This is a genomic window from Streptomyces sp. NPDC107517, from assembly GCF_055582645.1.
Map to the genome: position 1 here is coordinate 540188 of NZ_JBVJPM010000001.1, position 20123 is coordinate 560310.

The 20123-nt window shown below is 73.2% G+C and carries 20 protein-coding genes; 15 read left to right on the forward strand and 5 right to left on the reverse strand.

Going from position 1 to position 20123, the window contains the following annotated elements:
* Nucleotides 1–26 precede the first annotated feature (26 nt).
* The 9 genes from ACZ67T_RS02315 to ACZ67T_RS02355 all read left to right on the forward strand — a co-directional run bounded on the left by ACZ67T_RS02315 (nucleotide 27) and on the right by ACZ67T_RS02355 (nucleotide 8911).
* Entirely contained in the window at nucleotides 27–878 is an 852-nt protein-coding gene (locus ACZ67T_RS02315) for an inositol monophosphatase family protein (protein WP_469981091.1), read from the forward strand.
* A gap of 170 nt (nucleotides 879–1048) precedes the next feature.
* Nucleotides 1049–2458: a phytoene desaturase family protein gene (locus tag ACZ67T_RS02320; protein ID WP_469981092.1), complete on the forward strand. Its 1410-nt coding sequence runs from the start codon at nucleotides 1049–1051 to the stop codon at nucleotides 2456–2458.
* A complete protein-coding gene (locus ACZ67T_RS02325; RefSeq protein ID WP_469981093.1) occupies nucleotides 2455–2970 on the forward strand; it encodes an O-acetyl-ADP-ribose deacetylase in 516 nt (171 codons plus the stop codon). The genes ACZ67T_RS02320 and ACZ67T_RS02325 overlap by 4 nt, the downstream gene beginning before the upstream one ends.
* Nucleotides 2971–3058: 88 nt before the next feature.
* A complete protein-coding gene (locus ACZ67T_RS02330) occupies nucleotides 3059–4525 on the forward strand; it encodes an AlkA N-terminal domain-containing protein (protein WP_469981094.1) in 1467 nt (488 codons plus the stop codon).
* Between the two features lie 13 nt (nucleotides 4526–4538).
* Nucleotides 4539–5027 (forward strand): methylated-DNA--[protein]-cysteine S-methyltransferase, encoded by a 489-nt coding sequence (locus ACZ67T_RS02335; protein WP_469981095.1) that lies wholly within the window; start codon nucleotides 4539–4541, stop codon nucleotides 5025–5027.
* Nucleotides 5028–5276: 249 nt separating this feature from the next.
* The gene (locus ACZ67T_RS02340) at nucleotides 5277–5915 is read left to right on the forward strand and encodes a hypothetical protein (RefSeq protein ID WP_469981096.1); all 639 of its coding nucleotides are present in this window, start codon (nucleotides 5277–5279) and stop codon (nucleotides 5913–5915) included.
* Between the two features lie 130 nt (nucleotides 5916–6045).
* On the forward strand, nucleotides 6046–6270 hold the full coding sequence (locus ACZ67T_RS02345) for a ferredoxin (RefSeq protein ID WP_389524403.1): 225 nt from the start codon (nucleotides 6046–6048) through the stop codon (nucleotides 6268–6270).
* The gene (locus ACZ67T_RS02350) at nucleotides 6260–7651 is read left to right on the forward strand and encodes an NAD(P)/FAD-dependent oxidoreductase (RefSeq protein ID WP_469981097.1); all 1392 of its coding nucleotides are present in this window, start codon (nucleotides 6260–6262) and stop codon (nucleotides 7649–7651) included. Before ACZ67T_RS02345 ends, ACZ67T_RS02350 begins: the two co-directional genes overlap by 11 nt.
* Nucleotides 7652–7675: 24 nt before the next feature.
* A complete protein-coding gene (locus ACZ67T_RS02355; RefSeq protein WP_469981098.1) occupies nucleotides 7676–8911 on the forward strand; it encodes a cytochrome P450 in 1236 nt (411 codons plus the stop codon).
* A 59-nt stretch (nucleotides 8912–8970) separates the two neighbouring features.
* Here ACZ67T_RS02355 and ACZ67T_RS02360 read toward each other — a convergent pair whose 3' ends face one another.
* From ACZ67T_RS02360 to ACZ67T_RS02370, 3 genes are all read right to left on the reverse strand, one after another.
* Entirely contained in the window at nucleotides 8971–9708 is a 738-nt protein-coding gene (locus tag ACZ67T_RS02360; protein WP_469981099.1) for an SIR2 family NAD-dependent protein deacylase, read from the reverse strand.
* A 69-nt stretch (nucleotides 9709–9777) separates the two neighbouring features.
* Nucleotides 9778–10275: an NUDIX domain-containing protein gene (locus ACZ67T_RS02365; protein WP_469981100.1), complete on the reverse strand. Its 498-nt coding sequence runs from the start codon at nucleotides 10273–10275 to the stop codon at nucleotides 9778–9780.
* Nucleotides 10276–10319: 44 nt separating this feature from the next.
* The gene (locus ACZ67T_RS02370) at nucleotides 10320–11381 is read right to left on the reverse strand and encodes an ADP-ribosylglycohydrolase family protein (RefSeq protein WP_469981101.1); all 1062 of its coding nucleotides are present in this window, start codon (nucleotides 11379–11381) and stop codon (nucleotides 10320–10322) included.
* A gap of 260 nt (nucleotides 11382–11641) precedes the next feature.
* On the opposite strand from ACZ67T_RS02370, the gene ACZ67T_RS02375 reads away from it, so the two are divergent.
* Nucleotides 11642–12793, forward strand: coding sequence for a glycerate kinase (locus ACZ67T_RS02375; RefSeq protein WP_469981102.1), 1152 nt, complete (start codon nucleotides 11642–11644; stop codon nucleotides 12791–12793).
* Nucleotides 12794–12823: 30 nt separating this feature from the next.
* Here ACZ67T_RS02375 and ACZ67T_RS02380 read toward each other — a convergent pair whose 3' ends face one another.
* Nucleotides 12824–14023 carry a PucR family transcriptional regulator gene (locus ACZ67T_RS02380; protein ID WP_469981103.1) on the reverse strand — a complete coding sequence of 400 codons (1200 nt, stop codon included), beginning with the start codon at nucleotides 14021–14023 and terminating at the stop codon, nucleotides 12824–12826.
* A gap of 269 nt (nucleotides 14024–14292) precedes the next feature.
* Here ACZ67T_RS02380 and ACZ67T_RS02385 point away from each other — a divergent pair, with 269 nt between their 5' ends.
* Genes ACZ67T_RS02385 through ACZ67T_RS02405 form a run of 5 tightly spaced genes read left to right on the forward strand, consistent with a single transcriptional unit; the run spans nucleotide 14293 to nucleotide 19231 of the window.
* Nucleotides 14293–15105 carry an ABC transporter ATP-binding protein gene (locus ACZ67T_RS02385; RefSeq protein WP_469981104.1) on the forward strand — a complete coding sequence of 271 codons (813 nt, stop codon included), beginning with the start codon at nucleotides 14293–14295 and terminating at the stop codon, nucleotides 15103–15105.
* A gap of 17 nt (nucleotides 15106–15122) precedes the next feature.
* Entirely contained in the window at nucleotides 15123–15953 is an 831-nt protein-coding gene (locus ACZ67T_RS02390) for an ABC transporter ATP-binding protein (protein WP_469981371.1), read from the forward strand.
* Nucleotides 15950–16840 carry a branched-chain amino acid ABC transporter permease gene (locus tag ACZ67T_RS02395; protein WP_469981105.1) on the forward strand — a complete coding sequence of 297 codons (891 nt, stop codon included), beginning with the start codon at nucleotides 15950–15952 and terminating at the stop codon, nucleotides 16838–16840. Before ACZ67T_RS02390 ends, ACZ67T_RS02395 begins: the two co-directional genes overlap by 4 nt.
* On the forward strand, nucleotides 16833–17951 hold the full coding sequence (locus ACZ67T_RS02400; RefSeq protein WP_469981106.1) for a branched-chain amino acid ABC transporter permease: 1119 nt from the start codon (nucleotides 16833–16835) through the stop codon (nucleotides 17949–17951). Before ACZ67T_RS02395 ends, ACZ67T_RS02400 begins: the two co-directional genes overlap by 8 nt.
* The gene (locus tag ACZ67T_RS02405; RefSeq protein WP_469981107.1) at nucleotides 17948–19231 is read left to right on the forward strand and encodes an ABC transporter substrate-binding protein; all 1284 of its coding nucleotides are present in this window, start codon (nucleotides 17948–17950) and stop codon (nucleotides 19229–19231) included. Before ACZ67T_RS02400 ends, ACZ67T_RS02405 begins: the two co-directional genes overlap by 4 nt.
* On the opposite strand, the gene ACZ67T_RS02410 is transcribed toward ACZ67T_RS02405, so the two are convergent.
* Nucleotides 19210–20061 (reverse strand): PaaX family transcriptional regulator, encoded by an 852-nt coding sequence (locus ACZ67T_RS02410; protein ID WP_469981108.1) that lies wholly within the window; start codon nucleotides 20059–20061, stop codon nucleotides 19210–19212. The two genes, ACZ67T_RS02405 and ACZ67T_RS02410, sit on opposite strands and share 22 nt — an antisense overlap.
* Nucleotides 20062–20123: the final 62 nt, after the last annotated feature.

Consider the following 20123-nt stretch of genomic DNA (forward strand, 5'->3'; position numbering starts at 1 on the left):
TCAGTGGAGCGTGCTCTCATGGAGGCATGATCGAAGCACAGGAAATGACGGAAAGCATCGACGACTTTCTCGCACACGGCGTCACCGAGGTGGAGCAGGCCGTGCGCGCCGCTGCCGCCGCAGAGGTGATGCCCCGCTTCCGCCAGCTCGCCGAGGGTGACGTCGCCCAGAAGAGCGGCCCGCACGACCTCGTGACCACCGCCGACCGGCTGGCCGAGGAGTATCTGACCCGCGAGCTGAGCGCCCTGCTGCCCGGCTCCGTCGTCGTCGGCGAGGAGGCGGTCCACGCCGACTACGCGGTGTACGACGCCATAGGCGAGGACGCCCCGGTGTGGATCGTCGACCCGGTCGACGGCACCCGCCAGTTCGTCCACGGCGACCCCGGGTTCTGCATGCTCGTCGCGCTGGCCCAGCACGGCACGGTCCTCGCCTCCTGGACGTTCGCACCCGCGCTCGGCGAGTTCGCCGTGGCGGTCCGCGGCAAGGGGGCCTGGCTCAACGGCGAGGCGCTGCACGCCGGTTCGCCCGGCGCGGACGAGCCCATCGACGTGGCGACCTCGCACCCCGACTACACGACGGACGCGCAGAAGCGCGACCTCCTGGCCCTGTGGACCGACGGGGTGAGCCCGCGCCCGTGCGGCTCGGCCGGCCTCGAGTATCTGGCCGTCGCCCGCGGCGAGTTGGACGCCACCGCCTTCTCGTGGGAGGCCGCGTGGGACCACGCGGCCGGGCTGCTGCTCGTCGAGGAGGCGGGCGGCACGCACCTGACGAAGGCGGGCGAGCCCTTCCGCATCACCGGGGGGAACGCACTTCCGTTCACGGCGGCCAGGGACGCGGCCACGGCCCGGCGCGTGGTGGACCTGCTCGGCGGCGAGTGACCGAGCGGCCGGGCGCCCTTGGCGGACGCCCGCCCATGACCTGCGCCGACCCTCGGCGCACCCCCGCGCAGCCCGTCCGGGAACGCCCCGCGCCCCGGCTCTGTCAGCCCTCCGGGCATATCCTGGCGGCCAGTGGCCTCGGCTGACAAAGGAGTCCGAAGGTGCCGTCGATGCTCGATGCAGTCGTCGTGGGTGCGGGACCGAACGGACTGACCGCTGCCGTGGAGCTGGCCCGGCGAGGCCTCTCCGTGGCCGTCTTCGAGGCCAGGGACACCGTCGGCGGAGGCGCGCGCACCGAGGAGCTCACCCTCCCCGGATTCCGCCACGACCCGTGCTCGGCCGCTCACCCTCTGGGGATCAACTCGCCCGCGTTCAGGGACATGCCGCTGGACCGGTACGGCCTGGAGTGGCTGCACGCCGAGCTGCCCATGGCGCACCCCTTCCCGGACGGCAGCGCGGCCGTGCTGTCACGCTCCGTCGCCGAGACGGCCGCCTCGTTCGGGCCGCACGACGCGGGCACCTACCGCCGTCTCGTCGCACCCCTCCTGCCCAAGTGGGACGCCCTCGTGCGGGACTTCATGGCGCTGCCGCTGACCAGCCTGCCGCGCGACCCGCTCACCCTGGCCCGCTTCGGGCTCGCGGGGCTTTTGCCGTCCACCTGGCTGATGCGCCGCTTCCGCGACGACCGGGCGCGCGCCCTGTTCTCCGGCCTCGTCGCCCACGCCATCGCCCCGCTCGGCGGCCTCGCCACCGCAGCCGTCGGCCTCGTCTTCGCGCTCGCCGGCCACGCACGGGGCTGGCCCGTCGCCCGCGGCGGCTCACAGTCGATCTCCGACGCGCTCACCGCGTACCTCAAGGACCTCGGCGGAGCCGTCCACACGAACTACGAGGTCAAGCGCCTCGACGACCTGCCGCCCGCCCGCGCCTACATCTTCGACACCTCGCCCACGGCCCTCGCCCGCATCGCCGGGCTCGGCAGCTACTACGAGCGCTTCCGGTACGGCGCGAGCGTCTTCAAGCTGGACTACGCGCTCGACGGACCCGTGCCGTGGACCGCGAAGGAGGCCAGGAGCGCGGGCACCGTCCAGGTCGGGCCCGGCAGCCGCGACATCGCGGCTGCCCTGCGCGCCGCGTCCCGCGAGGGCCGCGCCCCGGACAAGCCCTTCCTCATCACCGTCCAGCCCAGCGTCATGGACCCCTCCAGAGCCCCCGCGGGCAAGCACGTCTTCTGGGCGTACGGGCATGTCCCGAACGGCTGGGACGGCGATCTCACCGACGCCGTCGAGCGGCAGCTGGAGCGCTTCGCCCCCGGGTTCCGCGACCGGATCCTGGCGCGGGCCACCGCGGGACCGCCCGAGCTGGCCGCCCGCAACGCGAACTATGTGGGTGGTGACATCGCCTGCGGCGCGGTGAGCGGGCTCCAGCTGCTGCTCCGGCCGAAGCTGTCCCTGTCGCCGTACACGACGCCGCACCCCGCCGTCTTCATCTGCTCGTCCGCGAGCCCGCCGGGGCCGGGCGTCCACGGCATGTCCGGGCACAACGCGGCCAAGGCCGTGTGGAGGAGGATCCGCGCGTCATGACCCGAATCACCCTGGTCAAGGGCGACATCACCGCCGAGACCGCCGACGCGATCGTGAACGCGGCGAACTCCTCGCTGCTCGGGGGCGGCGGGGTCGACGGCGCGATCCACCGGCGCGGCGGCCCCGAGATCCTCGCCGAGTGCCGCAGACTCCGCGCCTCTCACTACGGCAAGGGCCTGGCCACCGGGCAGGCCGTCGCCACGACGGCCGGGAACCTCGACGCCGGGCATGTGATCCACACCGTCGGCCCGGTCTGGTCGGCGTCCCTGGACCGGTCCGAGCTGCTCGCCTCCTGCTACCGCGAGTCGCTGCGCGTGGCGGCCGGACTCGGCGCCCGGACGGTGGCCTTCCCCGCGATCTCGACCGGGATCTACGGCTGGCCGCTGGACGACGGGGCGCGCATCGCGGTCCGCACGGTGCGGGAGGTCGCCGGGCCGCCGGTCGAAGAGGTGCGCTTCGTCCTCTTCGACGACAGGGCGTACGCGGCCTTCGCCGACGCCCTCGCCGACTGACCGCTCCCCGCCGATGGGCCGCGCGGCCCGCACGTTGATGTCGGATTCTCGCCAGCCGGAGGCGGTGGCCATCGGCGATGCTTACTGCATGCACACCGACACCGACCGATGCGTCCGGGCCGTCCAGTCCAAGGACGCCCGCTTCGACGGCTGGTTCTTCACCGCCGTCCTGACGACCCGGATCTACTGCAGGCCCAGCTGCCCGGTCGTGCCTCCCAAGCCCGAGAACATGACCTTCCTGCCCAGCGCCGCCGCCTGCCAGCAGGCCGGATTCCGGGCCTGCAAGCGCTGCCGCCCCGACACGAGCCCCGGCTCCCCGGAGTGGAACCAGCGCGCCGACCTGGTCGCCCGCGCCATGCGCCTCATCGGCGACGGCGTCGTCGACCGCGAGGGCGTCCCCGGCCTCGCGGCACGCCTCGGCTACAGCCCCCGCCAGGTCGAGCGCCAGCTCCTCGCCGAGCTGGGCGCGGGCCCGCTCGCCCTGGCCCGCGCCCAGCGTGCCCAGACCGCGCGGATCCTCGTGGAAACGACCGGGCTGCCGATGGCCGACATCGCCTTCGCCGCCGGCTTCTCCTCCATCCGCACCTTCAACGACACGGTCCGCGAGGTCTTCGCGCTCTCTCCGAGCGAGCTGCGCACCCGCGCGCCCAGGAACGGTGCCACGGCGCCCGGCGCGATCACGCTGCGCCTCCCGTTCCGCGCCCCGCTCAACCCCGACAACCTCTTCGGCCACCTCGCCGCGACCGCCGTACCGGGCGTCGAGGAGTGGCGCGACGGCGCGTACCGGCGCACGCTGCGCCTCCCCTACGGGCACGGCATCGTCACCCTCACGCCCGCCCCCGACCACATCGGCTGCCGCCTCGTCCTCACCGACCAGCGCGATCTGACCGTCGCGATCAGCCGCTGCCGCCGCATGCTCGACCTGGACGCCGACCCCGTCGCCGTGGACGAGCAGCTGCGCGCGGACCCGCTGCTCGCCCCGCTCGTCGACAAGGCGCCCGGCCGCCGGGTGCCGCGCACCGTCGACGAGCCCGAGTTCGCGGTCCGCGCCGTACTCGGCCAGCAGGTGTCCACGGCCGCCGCCCGTACCCACGCCGCGCGTCTGGTCACCGCGCACGGCGAGCCCGTCGACGACCCCGAGGGCGGCCTCACTCATCTCTTCCCGTCACCGGCGTCCCTCGCGGCCCTCGACCCCGAGGCGCTCGCCCTGCCGCGCAGCCGCCGCACCACCCTGACCACACTGGTGCGCGAACTCGCGGAGGGCACCCTCGTCCTCGGCCCCGAGAGCGACTGGGACGAGGCCCGCGACCGGCTCATGGCGCTGCCCGGCTTCGGGCCCTGGACGGTCGAGGTCATCGCGATGCGCGCCCTCGGCGACCCGGACGCCTTCCTGCCCACCGATCTCGGAATGCGGCGCGCCGCACAGGAGTTGGGCCTGCCCCACACCCCGGCCGCGCTCACCGCGCGCGCCGCGTCCTGGCGCCCCTGGCGCGCGTACGCCGTCCAGTACCTGTGGGCCACCGACGACCACCCGATCAACTTCCTTCCCGTGTAAGGGACGTACGACCATGACCGTCAAGCAGCACCACGTCATCGACAGCCCCTACGGGCCGCTCACGCTCGTCGCCACCGACGGCACGCTCAGCGGCCTCTACATGACCGACCAGCGCCACCGCCCCGCCGAGGAGACCTTCGGGGAGCGCGACGGCCGGCCCTTCGGGGCGGTCATCGACCAGCTGGAGGCCTATTTCCAGGGGGAGTTGAAGGAGTTCGACCTGTCGTTGCGCCTCGAAGGCACCCCGTTCCAGCGCAGCGTCTGGGAGCAGCTCCGGCGCATCCCGTACGGGGAGACCCGCACCTACGGGGAGCTCGCCGAGGCCTTGGGCAACGCGAACGCGTCCCGTGCCGTGGGCCTCGCCAACGGCAAGAACCCTGTCGGCGTCATCGTCCCCTGCCACCGCGTCATCGGCGCGAGCGGCGGCCTGACCGGCTACGGCGGCGGCCTGGAACGCAAGCAGCGCCTCCTCGACTTCGAACAGGGCGCGGCGCTGTTCTAGCGGCACCGTTCTAGCGGCACCCCTTACGACGCCACCGGCGTTCGCCCCGACCCAGGGCGCCCTCCAGCCGGTCGAAGTCACCGCCCACGGGACGGATACCGACCGCTCATCGTCGGCGCAGGCCCGATGCCGACCGTCGGCCATGGCCTGTATGGCGCACCGCAGTCTCCCTCCCGAGTGACCCCGGTGGCGCGAGCCCTGGATCGCTGGTGTCTGTACGAAGGAGGACCAGGCAGAAAGCGGGAGACCATGGAGCGCAACCACGAGCGCCTCGCGACACGCTGGGCCGCCGGGGTGGCCGGGCTGGTGTTCGCGATCCTGATGGCCGCGGCGATCGTCCTGATTCGCGTCGCTCTGCCCAGCGGCACCGGCGGGGAGGACGTGACCGCCGATGCCGGACAGCGCAGCGCCGTGCGGACGGCGCTGGAGCTGCTCCCGTTCGCCGGGATCGCCTTCCTGTGGTTCATGGGCGCCCTGCGCGAGCAGGCCGGCGAGAGCGAGGACCGGTTCGTCTCCACCGTCTTCCTGGGCAGCGGTCTGGTCTTCGTCGCCACCCTGTTCGGCGCCGCCGCGGCAGCCGGAACCGTGCTCGAGGAGAGTCAGCAGCACCCTCCCTTCGGCCGGCAGTTCGCCTACGCCCTGCTGACCACGTACGCCATGCGGATGGCGGCCGTGTTCATCATCACGACCTCGACCATCGGCCACCGACGCGGCGCCCTCCCGCGCCCGCTCGTCGTCCTCGGCTACCTGGCGGGCCTCACGCTGCTCGTGGTGGGAGCGAACGTGCCCTGGTCCGAACTGGTCTTCCCGGCCTGGGCGCTGCTCCTCAGCCTGAACATGCTGAGGAACCGGCGTCCCGCCCGGTCACGGCCGGCCACATCGACCTGAGCCTGCCGCATCGACCTGAACCGACCACACCGCTCACTCGAACGGTCGCCTTCTCGTCGCCGCGGCCCGTCCCGCCACCGAGGGTGGTCACAGGGGACTGACCGGGCCGTTGGAGAGGACCGATCCCGTCGTGAGGATTGCCGTCGACCTGAACCGCTGTCAGGGGTATGCGCAGTGCGCGTTCCTCGCGCCCGAGATCTTCGCCATGCACGGTGAGGAGGCCCTCCTGTACGCCCCGGAGGCCGACGAGGCGCAGCGTGCGAAGCTGGCCCAGGCCGCGGCGGCCTGCCCGGTGCAGGCCATCCTCGTCGACGCGGTGGACGTACCGGCCGAGGCGGTGTCCGGTGCCCGGTGACGGATCCCTGGAACGGCTCAAACGCGAGGGCCGCATCGTCGTCGTGGGCGCCTCGCTGGCCGGCCTGCGCGCTGCCGAGACCCTGCGGGCCGAGGGCTTCGCGGGCTCCCTGACCGTGATCGGTGACGAGCCCCACGAGCCGTACGACCGGCCCCCGCTCTCCAAGCAGGTGCTGCTGGGCAGGGCGGCCGCCGACCGCACCGCACTGCCCAGGCTCCGGTCGGTCGACGTGACCTGGCGGCTGGGTGTCCCGGCCACCGGCCTGGACAGGGCTGCGAGGCGGGTGCGGCTGGCAGACGGTGACGAGGTGCCCTACGACCGGCTGCTGATCGCCACCGGGGTCCGGGCACGACCCTGGCCGCGCGAGGCCGAGGCGGAACTCGACGGCGTCTTCGTCCTGCGGACCCGCGACGACAGCGCCGCCCTCGCGCGCCAGCTCGAGGCGGGACCCAAGCGGGTCCTCGTCATCGGGGCCGGGTTCACCGGCTCGGAGATCGCCTCCGCCTGCCGCGAACGCGGCCTCCCCGTCACCGTCGCCGAGCGTGGCTCGGCGCCCCTGGTCGGCGCCCTCGGCGGGGTGGTCGGCGCGGTCGCCGCCGAGCTCCAGCGCAAGCACGGTGTCGACCTGCGATGCGGGGTCATGGTGACCGCTCTGGAGGGCGACACCTCGGGACGGGTACGCGCCGCGCATCTGTCCGACGGCTCCACCGTGGAGGCCGACGTGGTGATCGTCTCGCTCGGGGCCGTCCGCAACACCGAATGGCTCGCCGGATCCGGACTCGGGGCCGGCCCCCGCGGCATCGCCTGCGACGCCGGCTGCCGCGCCTTCGACATCCGCGGAATAGTCACCGACGACATCTATGCGGCGGGCGACGTCGCCCGCTCCCCCCACGCCCTGTTCGGCTACCAGTTCCTGTCCCTGGAGCACTGGGGCAACGCCGTCTCGCAGGCCCGGATCGCGGCGCACAACATGCTCAGCGAGAGCACCGACCGGATCCCCCACATGGAGGTGCCGGCCTTCTGGTCCGCGCAGTTCGGAGTCAACATCAAGTCCGTCGGGGTGCCGTCGCTGGGGACGGAGATCCTCATCTCGCAGGGCTCGCTGCAGGATCAGCGGTTCGTCGGTGTCTACGGGTATCAGGGGCGCGTCATCGGCGCGGTCGCCTTCGACCATGCCCGGTGGCTGCCGTTCTACCAGGAGCTGATCGAGACCACCGCGCCGTTCCCGCCGCCGTTCGCCACGGTCGACCGGCGCTCGGACGGACAGCGGCCGGTCGACGCGGACTTCCCCGACCCGTCGGTCCCCACCCACGGACCCACCGTGACCCTCAGCGGATACTCGCCGGCCGACCGCCGGATGACCTTCACCCCCGCGCACTGACCCGCACGGCCACGAGGACTCGCCATGACGCCATCCTTGCTGCACCAGGTCCTGGACTACGCCAACCGCCCCGATCCGTACCCGATCTACGAAGAGCTGCGGAAGACGCCGGTCTACCACGACGCCGACGGCCCGTACGTCATCAGCACCTATTACGAGATCCGCAGTCTCCTGCACGATCCTCGGATCAGTTCCGACGCCCGCAATCTGGCCTCGACCACCCGCGACCCGCTGGCCCAGGAGTCCCAGGGGGACAGCGCCCTGCCGCCGAGCTTCCTCCGGCTCGATCCGCCGGAACACGACCGGCTGCGACGCATGACGAACCGCCCCTTCGGCCCGCCGCACTCCCCCCACCGGGTCGACGGGATGCGCGAAGAGCTGCACGGCATCGTCTCCGGCCTCATCGACGACATCGGCGACCCGGGCCGGATCGACTTGGTGGACCAGTTCTCGTACCCCTTCCCGGTGACCGTGATCTGCCGGCTGCTGGGGGTGCCGCGCGAGGACGAGGCACGCTTCCACACCTGGGCGGACACCATCGCCGCCGGCCTGGACCCCGACCCGGACGCGGATCCGGCCGAGCGGGACAAGGTCGCGCAGGACGCCCGTATGCAGCTGGGCATGTACCTGGCCGGCCTGGTCGAGGAGCGCCGCAGGAACCCCGGGGAGGACATGCTCTCCGAGCTCGCGACAGCCCAGGGCGAGGACGGGGCGATGACCACGATGGAACTGCTCAGCACAGCGGCGCTGCTGCTGATCGCGGGGCACGAGACCACCGTCAATCTCGTCACCAACGGAATGCTGACCCTGCTGCGCAATCCCGATGTCCTGGAGCGGCTGCGTGCGGATCCGCAGCTGGCCGTGCCCATCGTCGAGGAGCTGCTGCGCTTCGAGCCGCCGGTGCAACTCGTGCCGCAGCGCACCACCCTCGCCGACATCGAGATCCGTGGCGTCACCATTCCCAAGGGCGCCTCGCTGTGGCTGGTTCTGGCGTCCGGCAACCGCGACCCCCAGCGCTTCGAGGACCCCGACCGCTTCGACCCCGACCGCCGGGACATCCAGCACCTCGGCCTGGGCAGCGGCATCCACAGCTGCTTCGGCGCACCACTGGCCCGGCTGGAGGCCCAGTTCGCCCTGTCGGAGCTGGCCCGGCGGCTGGAGAACCCCCGTCTGCTGGAGGACCCGCCGCCGTACCGGCAGAACGCCGTGCTGCGCGGGCCGCGGCATCTGTCCATCGCTTGCGACGGGATCCGCCCCTAGGGCGGCCCGTCCGGATCACGCCGGGCTCGCGGGGGCCGGCCTGATCCGGACGAAAGACCCTAGGGGTGCGCCGTGCCGAGTCGGCGCAGCAGCTTCGGCAGCGCGGTGCCGATGGGTTCGCGGATCACTTCGTCGGCCAGTTCGTCGTACGGCGTCGCCTCGGCGTTGACGATGACGAGCCGCGCCCCGTGATCCGCGGCAACACCGGCGAGCCCTGCCGCGGGCTGCACCTGAAGACTGCTCCCCACGGCGACGAACATCTGACACGCCTTCGTGATCGCGACGGCCTCACCCAACACCGCCGGATCGAGCCGCTCCCCGAACATCACGGTCGCCGACTTGAGGATCCCCCCGCACTCCAGGCACGGCGGATCGTCCTCCCCGGCCTCGACCCGGGCGAGGGCGTCCTCCATGGGCCCGCGCGCATGACAGCCGGTACACACGAAACTCCGTACGGAGCCGTGCAGTTCGAGGACCTTGCGGGCGGGCATCCCGGCGAGCTGGTGCAGCCCGTCCACGTTCTGCGTGATCACCCGCACGGGCACACCGGCCCGCTCCAGATCGGCGACGGCCCGGTGCGCGCCGTTCGGCTCGGCGGCAAGGGTCCGGTTCTTCCGCCGCATCTGCCACGACCGTCGCCGGATCTCGGGATCGCCCATGTAGTACTCGTACGTGACGAGCTTCTCGGCCTCCGGATCGCGCCGCCACAGACCGTTCGGCCCGCGGTAGTCCGGGATCCCGGAGTCCGTGGAGATGCCTGCACCACTGAGAATCGCGACGAGAGGCTGCGTGCTCATGCCGCCGAGGGTAGGCGTCCCTCCGGGCGAACCGCGAGGCGATATCGGCGTGCGCCGTACCGGGCCGGGTCAGCTCACGCGGTTGCCGTCCTCCAGTTCGGCCGCTCCCTCGCCCCGCGTGAGGACGTCGAGGGCCGCCACGACGCGGCGGCCGAGTGAGCCCGGCAGGTGCTCCGGCAGGTCGGGCCGGTCCACGAGGCGCCAGGAGAGCAGTTCCTCCTCCTGGAGCTTGATCGCCTTGAGGCGGTCCTCGTCCAGGACCCCGCCGTCGTACAGATAGGCCACGAGCGGGGGCCGCGCGGGCGTGCCCGGCACCCAGTCGACCGCGAGCAGCCGGCCCAGCTCCACGTCGAGGCCGATCTCCTCGGCGGTCTCGCGCCGGGCGCCCTGGCGCGGGGTCTCCCCGGTGTCGGACTCGACGGTGCCGCCCGGCAGCGCCCACCCGTCGCGGTAGTTCGGCTCGACGAGCAGCACGCGCCCCTCGGAGTCACGGAAGAGTGCGGCGGCGCCGCACAGGACGCGGGGGAGGCCCGCGATGTACGCGGCGAAGTCGGCAGAGGCAGTCATGCGGGAAGCCTAACGACCGCGTGCCGGGGCCCGGGGCCGCCGGGCTACGCGTCGGCCAACTCGACCGTGCGCGCCGCGAGTTCGCTGATCCGCGCGCCGTCGAACCCGAACACCGCGCTGCGCACCCGGTCCTCCAGCGGGTCCTTCCACTGCGCCGGGATCGCCGCGGCGCCGCACAGCACACCGGCCACGGACCCGGCCGTCGCGCCGTTCGAGTCGGTGTCCAGACCGCCGCGCACCGTGAGCGCGAGGGTGCGGGTGAAGTCCCCGTCGCCGTACAGGAGCCCGGCCGTGATGACGGCCGCGTTCGGGACCGTGTGGATCCAGCCGAGCCCGGCCGTCTCCTCCTCCAGCGTCGTGAGCGTCTCCTCCCAGCTCAGCCGCGACTCGTGGAGCGTGGCGGTGCGGCGCACCGTACGGGCCAGCCGGCTGCTCGCCGGGATCACGGTGAGTGCGGTGTCGAGGGCGGCGCGCGGGCCCGGCGCCGTGAACGCCGCCGCGACGAGCGCCGCCGCCCACATCGCGCCGTACACGCCGTTGCCCGAATGGGACAGGACCGCGTCGCGGCGCGCGAGGGAGGCCGCGCGGCGCGGATCGCCGGGACACGTCCAGCCGAAGATGTCGGCACGGATCAGCGCGCCGATCCACTCCTGGTACGGATTGTCGAACGTCGCCGTGAGCGGCGGCTTCAGGCCGTTCGCGAGATTGCGGTACGCCGCCCGCTCCGCGGTGAACGTCTGCAGATACGGCAGCCTCATCAGCCACAGATCACCCACCTGTTCCGTGGAGAACGCGAAGCCGTGCGTCTCCAGGAGGTGCAGGCCGAGGATCGCGTAGTCCACGTCGTCGTCCCGGCAGCTGCCGTGGATCCGCCCGCGCACGCACCGCTCCCACTCGGGGCGCAGCGCGAGGCCGTCGGACTCGTCGGCGGGTCCGGGCAGATAGTCGGTGAGCGGCAGGGCTGCGGCCGCCCGCAGATAGCCGTCGATGCGCGCCCGGGTCCAGTGCTCGCCCTGTTCCACCGGCTTGCCGAGCATGTTGCCGGCGATCCGGCCGAGCCAGCCGCCGAGCACCCGGTCCTGGAGGTCGCTGCCCACTGGGTTCATGCCTTTGGTGTACCCGATGAGGGGCCGCGGTGGGGCGAGGCGTTCCGCGCCGTATGCCGGACGTCCGCGGACCGCGTCCGGCTGATCGATCATTTCCGCGCTCATGGCGCCCCGGTTCGAGCGGGTATAGCAGGACTTATCGTCCGGGTGCGCCGTTTCGCGGACCGGACAGCCATGGGCAGCGGCCCCCACCTCCGGTTAAGGTCGCAGCGGCGCGACTGCCTTGCGCGAGCAAGGCGTGAAAGCAAGGGGAATGCAAGGTGGCGGACGCTGGAGTGACGGCGGAGCACGTGCTCATCGCCGCGGACAAGTTCAAGGGCTCGCTCACGGCCGTGCAGGTCGCGGAGCGGGTCACGGCCGGCCTGCGGCGGATCGCCCCCGGGGTGACGGTCGAGTCCGTGCCCGTCGCGGACGGCGGGGACGGCACGGTGGCCGCGGCCGTGGCGGCCGGTTTCGAGCGCCGCGAGGTACGGGTCACGGGGCCGCTCGGTGACGAGGTCACGGCGGCGTACGCCCTGCGGGACGGCACGGCCGTCGTCGAGATGGCCGAGGCGTCCGGGCTCCAGTTGCTGCCCGAAGGCGTCTTCGCGCCGCTGACCTCGACCACGTACGGGTCCGGCGAACTGCTCGCCGCGGCGCTCGACGCGGGTGCCCGCTCCATCGTCTTCGGCGTGGGCGGCAGCGCCACGACCGACGGCGGCGCCGGAATGCTGGCCGCGCTCGGCGCAGGCTTCCTGGACGCGGACGGCAAGCCCGTCGGCCCGGGCGGCGGGGCCCTCGCCGACCTGGCCACGGCCGACCTGTCGGGGCTCGACCCGCGCCTGGCCGATGTGGAGATCGTCCTCGCCAGCGACGTCGACAACCCGCTGACCGGCCCGAAGGGCGCGCCCGCGGTGTACGGCCCGCAGAAGGGCGCGACGTCGGACGACGTCGCCGCCCTGGACGCGGCGCTGGCCCACTTCGCGCGGGTCCTGGCCGAGTCGATCGGCCCGAAGGCACTCGAATACGCCGACTCGCCCGGCGCCGGAGCCGCCGGCGGCATCGGCTACGGCGCCCTCGTCGGCCTCGGAGCGGGCTTCCGGGCCGGGATCGAGGTCATGCTCGACGTCCTCGGCTTCGCGCCCGCGCTCGCCCGCGCCACCCTCGTCATCACGGGCGAGGGCTCCCTCGACGAGCAGACGCTCCACGGCAAGGCCCCGGCGGGCGTCGCCGCGGCGGCCCGTGCGGCGGGCGTCGAGGTCGTGGCGGTCTGCGGCCGCCTCACCCTTCCCCCGGAGGCCCTGGGCCGCGCGGGCATCCGCCGCGCCTACGCCCTCACGGACGTGGAGCCGGACGTGGCCCGTGCCATCGCCGAGGCGGGCCCGATCCTGGAGACCGTGGCGGAGCGGGTCGCCCGCGATTTCCTGGTGTGACCTGAACACGCGCCGGGGTGAGGGGGATCCTCACCCCGGCGAGAGCCGGTAGGCGTCGAGGGCCAGGGTCATCTCCATCAGGTCGCGGGGGCGCGACAGCGACCTGGACGTCAGCTGTTCGAGGCGGCGCAGGCGGTTGAAGACCGTGTTGCGGTGGCAGTAGAGGCGGCCCGCCGCCCGGCCCGCCGAGCCCTCGCAGGACAGCCACGCGTCGAGCGTTTCGAGCAGCACCGCCCGGTCGCCCGGCTCCAGGGCGAGAACCTCGCCGAACACGTCCGTGACCAGGCGGCCCGCGAGTTCGGGCTGGCTGACCACCAGGGCCGTCGGCATGCGCCGGTCGAGCCGCACGATCCCGGTCGCGTCCGGCGGGCAGGTGCGCAGGGCGAGTTCGGCCAGCCGCCGCGCGTGCCCCAGCTCCGCGAGACCGGCCACCACGGGGCTGACCCCGCCGGGCCCCGGGCACCGCCCGTCCAGGAGCGCCGCCAGCTCGTCCAGCCCCTCGCCGCTGCCGAGCGCGACCACACCCACCTCGCAGTCCGTCCGCATCCGCCAGATGAACCGGAACCCCGGGTTCTGGATCCGTCGGTGGAACGCCTCGCGCCCGTCGCGCCGGTCGACGCGCAGCACCACCACCGCGTACGGGCCGTGCTCCGGCAGATCGAGCCCGGCGGCGGCCCGCGCGGCCAGACCCGGCGCGGGCCTGCCCTCGAGAAGCGCGTCGAGGAGCGCCTGCAGCTGCTCGTCCGTGCGCCGCCGCAGCTCCATCTCGGTGGCGCGGTACGCCTCGGCCGCCGCCGCGGCCTGCGCGTCCACCGCCGCCCACACCGTCGTCGCCGACCGCATGAGCACGGCCAGCTTCTCCGGGTCCTGCCCGGCGGGGCTCTCGAGCAGCGCGTCCCACACCAGATAGCCCGCGTTGCGGTACGCGTGCACGAGCAGGTCGACCGGCAGCCCCTGACCGGCCCGGCGCCGGCCCGACTCCTCCGCGTACTCCAGGTCCCGACGGGGCGATGTGCGCGGGGCGACGATCGTCTCGATGCCGATGCGTATCGCCTCCTCGGCCTCGCGCCAATGGACGTCGTACGGCAGCACCCGCCCGTACACCTCCGAGTACGCGGAGAGCTGGCGCAGATGCTCGTCCACCAGTTCCGGCACCCGCTCCAGCAACTCCGTGCACGTCTGGCTCAGAAGTCTCCAGTCCTGGCCGGTGCGAGGCCTGCGCCTGCTCATCGCTCCTCCCCACGGTCCACCGCGGCACGTCAGTCGCGCGGTGGTCCCGTGCGGAGGATGCCACCGCACGGCCGCGCCCGGCAGGCCCCTGACACGGGGTGTTGTGCCCGTGCACAACCGACGCCGGTGAGCGCTGGTCACCCGCAGCGATTCGCCCGCGTCCCGTGGACGGGCCGCCCCGGCGGTGCTGGGGTGAGCGCCACGCGGCGCACCGGCCCGCTCCATCGGGCGAGCGACGGCACATGAGACACGGCACCTAGGGGGTACGGGTGGCAGATTCCGGACTGGTCGTCGACGGCGTGTCCGTCGGCTACGGGCCCGTACGCGCCCTGCGCGACGTGTCCCTGTACGTGCCCGAGGGCGCCGTCGTCGCGGTGCTCGGGAACAACGGAGCCGGCAAGTCGACGCTCCTGAGGGCGATTTCGCGCACCCTCGGCTTCCAGCGCGGCGCGGTCACCGCGGGCACGATGCGCTTTCGCGGCCGGGCCCTGGACGGGCTCGCCCCGGACCGGGTCGTCGCCGCCGGGATCGCCCAAGTCCCGGAGGGCAGGCGGGTGTTCGCCCGAATGACCGTGGCCGACAACCTGCGCGCGGGGGCGCTCGGCTCCGCCGGCTCCCGCGCGGCGAAGGCGGCCGCCCTGCGCCGCGTCCACGCACTGTTCCCGGTCCTCGCCGACCGCGCGGCCCAGCGCGCCGGGCTCCTGTCCGGCGGCGAGCAGCAGATGCTGGCCGTGGGCAGGGCCCTGATGGCCTCGCCTCGACTGCTGCTCCTGGACGAACCGTCCCTGGGCCTCGCCCCGCTGATGGCCGCGCGGATCGCCGAGACGGTCCTGGAGATCAACGAGCAGGGCACTTCGGTCCTGCTCGTCGAGCAGAACGCGGCCCTCGCGCTCCGCCTCGCCTCGCAGGCGTACGTCCTCGACGTCGGAGAGGTCGCGGTCGAGGGCCCGGCGCCGGACCTCGCCGCGTCCGACGAGATCCGCCGCCGCTACCTGGGGGTCGTGGACGAGACGGCGGCCGCCGACGCGACCCGCGGCGCCGGGACACTCCCGTCCCTGCCCCGCTGGGGAGGTCCGCGATGACTGCGGAGCCCGCACGGATGCCACAGGAGCCGGACCCGGACGCGAACGACGCGCAGCCCGACCCGGTCGCCCCCGACGTCCCGCCCCTCCACGTCCGCGACCTCACCGTCCGCTTCTCGGGCCTCACCGCCCTCGACGCCGTCGGCTTCACCGTCCGTCCCGGCACCGTCCACGCCCTCATCGGGCCCAACGGCGCCGGGAAGTCCACCTGTTTCAACGTGCTGTCCGGTGTCTACCGCGCCACCGCCGGCAGTGTCCGCTTCGGCGAGCACGAGCTCACCGGGATGTCCGCCCACCGCATCGCCGGCCTCGGCGTCGCCCGGATCTTCCAGAACCTCGCGCTGCCGCCCCGCGACACCGTCGAGGACTGTCTGATGCTCGGCAGGCACCGGCTGACCGGCGCCGGGTTCCTGGCCGCCGGCCTGCGGCTGCCCGCCGCCGCCCGCGAGGAGCGCAGGCACCGCGAACGCGTCCGGGAGATCGCCGCGTTCGTCGGCATCGAGCGCCAACTCGCCAGCCCCGCAGGCTCCTTGCCGTACGGGCAGCAGAAGCTCGCCGAACTGGCCCGCGCCCTGTGCATGGAGCCGCGCCTCCTGCTGCTCGACGAGCCCGTCGCCGGGATGACCGCGCGGGAGCGCGCCCGTACCGCCGGTGTCATCGCCGGCGTCCGCGACAGCCTCGGCATCTCGATCGTCCTCGTGGAACACGACATGGGGGTGGTGATGCGGCTCGCCGACGCCGTGACCGTGCTCGACTTCGGCCGGCTCATCGCCGACGGCACCCCGGACGACGTACAGAACGACCCCGCCGTCGTCCGTGCCTACCTGGGAGAGGGAACCGCGTCGTGAGCACCTTCGTCGAACTCCTCCTCAACGGCTTCTCGTTGGGGGCCGTCTACGCCCTGATCGCCCTCGGCTTCGTCGTCATCTTCCGCGCCACCGAAGTGGTGAACTTCGCGCACGCCTCGCTGCTCCTCGCCGGCGGATACATCACCGCGTCGCTGCACGAGAGCCTCGGGTTCTGGCCCGCGCTGCTCGCCGGGATCGCGGGCGCCGCCGTCGTGGGCGCCGCGGTGGAGTTCCTCGTGATGCGCCGCTACCGGGGCTCCGACCACGCCGTCCTCGCCATCGTCACCATCGGCGTCGACATCCTGCTCACCACGGAGCTGACGCGCCGCCTCGGCACCGACGTCCTCTCCCTCGGCGACCCGTGGGGCGACGCCGTGCTCACCGTCGGCCAGGTCTCCGTGGCCCACACCCGGATCGCCGCGTTCGTGGTCGCCGCGCTCCTGATCACGGTCTTCCTGCTGGCGTTCCGGTACACGTCGTGGGGCGTCGCGATGCGCGCCGCCGCCGAGAGCCAGGAGACCGCCGCGCTGATGGGCGTACGCCTGGGCAGGGTCTCGCTCGGCGCCTGGGCCGTGGCCGGGGGACTCGCGGCCGTGGCCGCGCTCTTCCTCACCGTCTTCCCGACGCCCGGCCTGGAACGCGCCACGTCGCTCGCCGCGCTCAAGGCGTTCCCCGCCGCGATACTCGGCGGGCTCGACTCCACCACCGGCGCACTGGTGGGCGGCCTCCTCGTGGGCGTGACCGAGTCCATGGCCACCGGATACCAGAGCGAACTCACCTTCATGGGTCGCGGGCTGGGCGACGTCGCGCCCTACCTCGTGATGACCGCCATCCTGCTCATCAGGCCCGCCGGCCTCTTCGGGACGAAGGAGCTCGCCCGTGTCTGAGGCCGTCACCCGCACCGAGCGGCCCGCGCGCAGGTCCGTCCGCCGGCCCGCGCTCCCGGCCCGCCGCCGCACCTACCTGTGGGCCGCGGGGGCGGTCCTCCTGCTCGCCCTGCCCTTCTACGTCGACCGGTTCTGGCTCCAGGCGGGCCTGTTCGCGATGGCGGCCGCGATCGGCGCGACCGGCCTCAACCTCCTCACCGGCGCGACCGGCCAGCTCTCCATGGGCCACGCCTTCTTCCTGGCCGTGGGGGCGTACGGGTACTGCGTGTTCGCCGGAGACCGTGACGCGGCCGACGGCCTGACCGGGCTCGGGCTGCCGACCTGGCTCGCGGCCGTCCTCGCGGTCCTCGTCGCCGGGGTCGCGGGCGGCGTCTTCAGCCCCATCGCGGGCCGTCTGCGCGGCGCCTACCTCGGCATCGCCACCCTCGCCCTGATCTTCATCGGCCAGCACGTGCTCTTCAACGCCCGCGACCTGACGGGCGGCTTCAACGGGCGCGACGTGCCGCCCCTGAGCCTGTTCGGGCTCACCTTCGACGACCGTGAACTCGTCGTCGCCGCCGTGCCGTTCGGGTCCGCGGAGAAACTCTGGTACTTGGGGCTCGTCCTGCTCCTGGCGGGCGGACTCTTCGCGCGCGGCGTGCTGCGCGGCCGCCCGGGACGCGCCATGAACGCCATCCGCGACCACCGCGTCGCCGCCGGGGTCATCGGTGTGCCCGTCGCCCGCTACCGCGCGGCGGTCTTCGTCCTGTCGTCGATGTACGCGGGCCTCGCCGGGGTGCTCCTCGCGCTCGTCTTCCAGCGGACCGTGCCCGAGTACTTCGGCATGACGCTGTCCCTCGACTACCTCGCCATGATCGTCATCGGCGGGCTCGGTTCGGTGTCGGGCGCCGTCATCGGCGCGGCCTTCGTCTCGCTGCTGCCCCAGGTCCTCACGCGCTACAGCGACCTGCTCCCGCTCGTCTCCGCGCCGGGGACCGGCGGGATCGCACCGGGCGAGGCGGCCCGGTACCTCTACGGCGCCGCCGTCGTGGCGGTGGTGCTCTTCCTGCCCGGCGGCCTGGTGAGGATCACCGCCCGGCACGGCAGGCCAACTCCCCAGGAGGACACATGACGTCCCGCGCAACCACCCTCAGGGCCGCCGCGCTGGCGGCCGCCACCCTGCTCGCGCTCACCGCGTGCAGCTCCAAGGCGAAGGACACCGGAGGTGACGGCGGCAAGGGCGGCAAGGCGGGCGCGGGCGGCGTCAGGACCGGAGAGGGCATCTCCGGGAAGACGATCACGCTCGGCGCCCTCACCGACATGACGGGCGTCTACGCCACCCTCGGCAAGAGCGTCACCCAGGCGCAGCAGCTGTACGTGAAGCAGACGAACGCGGCCGGCGGCATCTGCGGCTACAAGCTGTCGCTCACCGTCCGCGACCACGGCTACGACCCGCAGAAGGCCGTCGCCGGATACACCGAACTGGCCCCGAAGGTGCTCGGCTTCACCCAGTTCATCGGCTCGCCGTTCGTCGCCGCGGTCAAGCAGCGCATCGACAGCCAGGACAAGGGCCTCGTCCTGCCGCAGGCCTGGTCGGCGAGCCTGCTCGGCAGCCCGTACGTCCGGGTCATCGGCTCGACGTACGACCTGGAGACGATCAACGCGATCGACTTCCTGATGAAGGAGAAGGGCCTCGAGAAGGGCGACAAGCTCGGGCACGTCTACTTCGAGGGCGACTACGGCGAGAGCGCGCTCAAGGGCTCCCGCTACATGGCGGGGAAGTCCGGCCTGACCGTCGTCGAGCAGAAGATCAAGCCGACGGACAACGACATGACCGCACAGGTCGCCGCCCTGAAGAAGGCAGGCGTGAAGGGCATCGTGATCAGCGCGGGCCCGCGCCAGGCGGCCTCCCTCGTCGGCGTCGCCGCGGCCGGCGGCTTCGACGTGCCCGTCATCGGCAACAACTCGGCCTTCGCCCCGCAGCTCCTCGCGACCCAGGCGGGTCCCGCGCTGATGAAGAACTACTACGTCGCGTCCCCGTCCCTGCCCATCGGCGCCGAGACACCCAAGGCACAGAAGCTGGTCGCGGAGTACAAGGCGGCCTATCCGAAGGACTCCCTCGACAACGGCGTCGTGGCCGGCTGGACCGCGGCCTCCGTCTTCGGTGACGCCCTGAAGAAGGCCTGCGCGAACAAGGACCTCACCCGCGAAGGCGTCGACAAGGCGCTCCTGACGATCGACGCCTTCGACAACGGCTTCGGCGTCACCCAGGACTTCAGCGACCCGAAGGCCCCCTCCTCGAACCAGTCGGTGATCCTTCAGCCCGACAAGTCGGTGACCGGCGGCATGAAGGTCGTGCGCGAGGCGCAGGAGTCGGAGGTCGCCAAGGGCTACACACCACCTGCGGCCTGATTCCCGGTGAGGCCGCGCCAGTAGCGGTCGGCGGGCTCCCGCAGCGCCCGCCACGCGTCGACGAACAGCCGGGTCGCTGCGCGGCCCGGCCAGTCGTCCGGCAGCAGCGCGCCCGGCAGCCGCGGATCCCGTTCGAACGTCCCGCGCCAGGCGTGCACCAGGCGGGTCCTGGCCACGAAGGCGGCCGCGTCGCCTGACGCGTACTCCGCCGCGCGGAGGTCACCGAAGCGCGCCACGAACCGCTCGTGGCTCTCCCGGACCGCGGTCAGGTCCCAGGCCCGCTCGATGAGCCGGGCGTCGTCCGGGGTGCGCGACGTCAGCCACAGCGCGTACGGGGCGAGGCCCTGCTCGTGCAGCAGCTCACGCAGGACCGGCACACCACCGGCGTCGGCGGCCACCCACACGCCCTGCCCGAGCGGTCCGAACCCCTCGAACGCCAACTGCTGTTCCACCAGCGCCCGTTCGCGCCACTGTCCGGCCGGTACGCGCAGCAGCAGGTGCTGCCACTCGCCGCCCCAGGCCGTCTCGTCGACCGCGCGCTCCAGCCGGTGCGTCCACGCGGTGAGCAGCGTCACCAGGCGGGGCTCCAGGACGAGGCGGGTCCTGCGCCCGGCCGGTTCCGTGCGCACCCAGCCCTCCCGCGCGAGCCGTGTCAGGGCGCGCCGCGTCGCCGCCTCACCGATACCGCAGGCGCCGAGCGCGCCCACGACGGCCCCCGACCACACCTTCTCGTCGCCGGGATAGCGGACGTACTCGCCGAGGACGGTGAGCGCGAGCGTGCGCGCACTGGGCGACCCGTCGCCCCGCCGCCGGGTCCGTGGCTCTTCCAACTCCCGCTCCCTCTGCCGCTGTTGTCGTGTGCGCCTGTTGATTTGTACGCCGCGCCGCTATA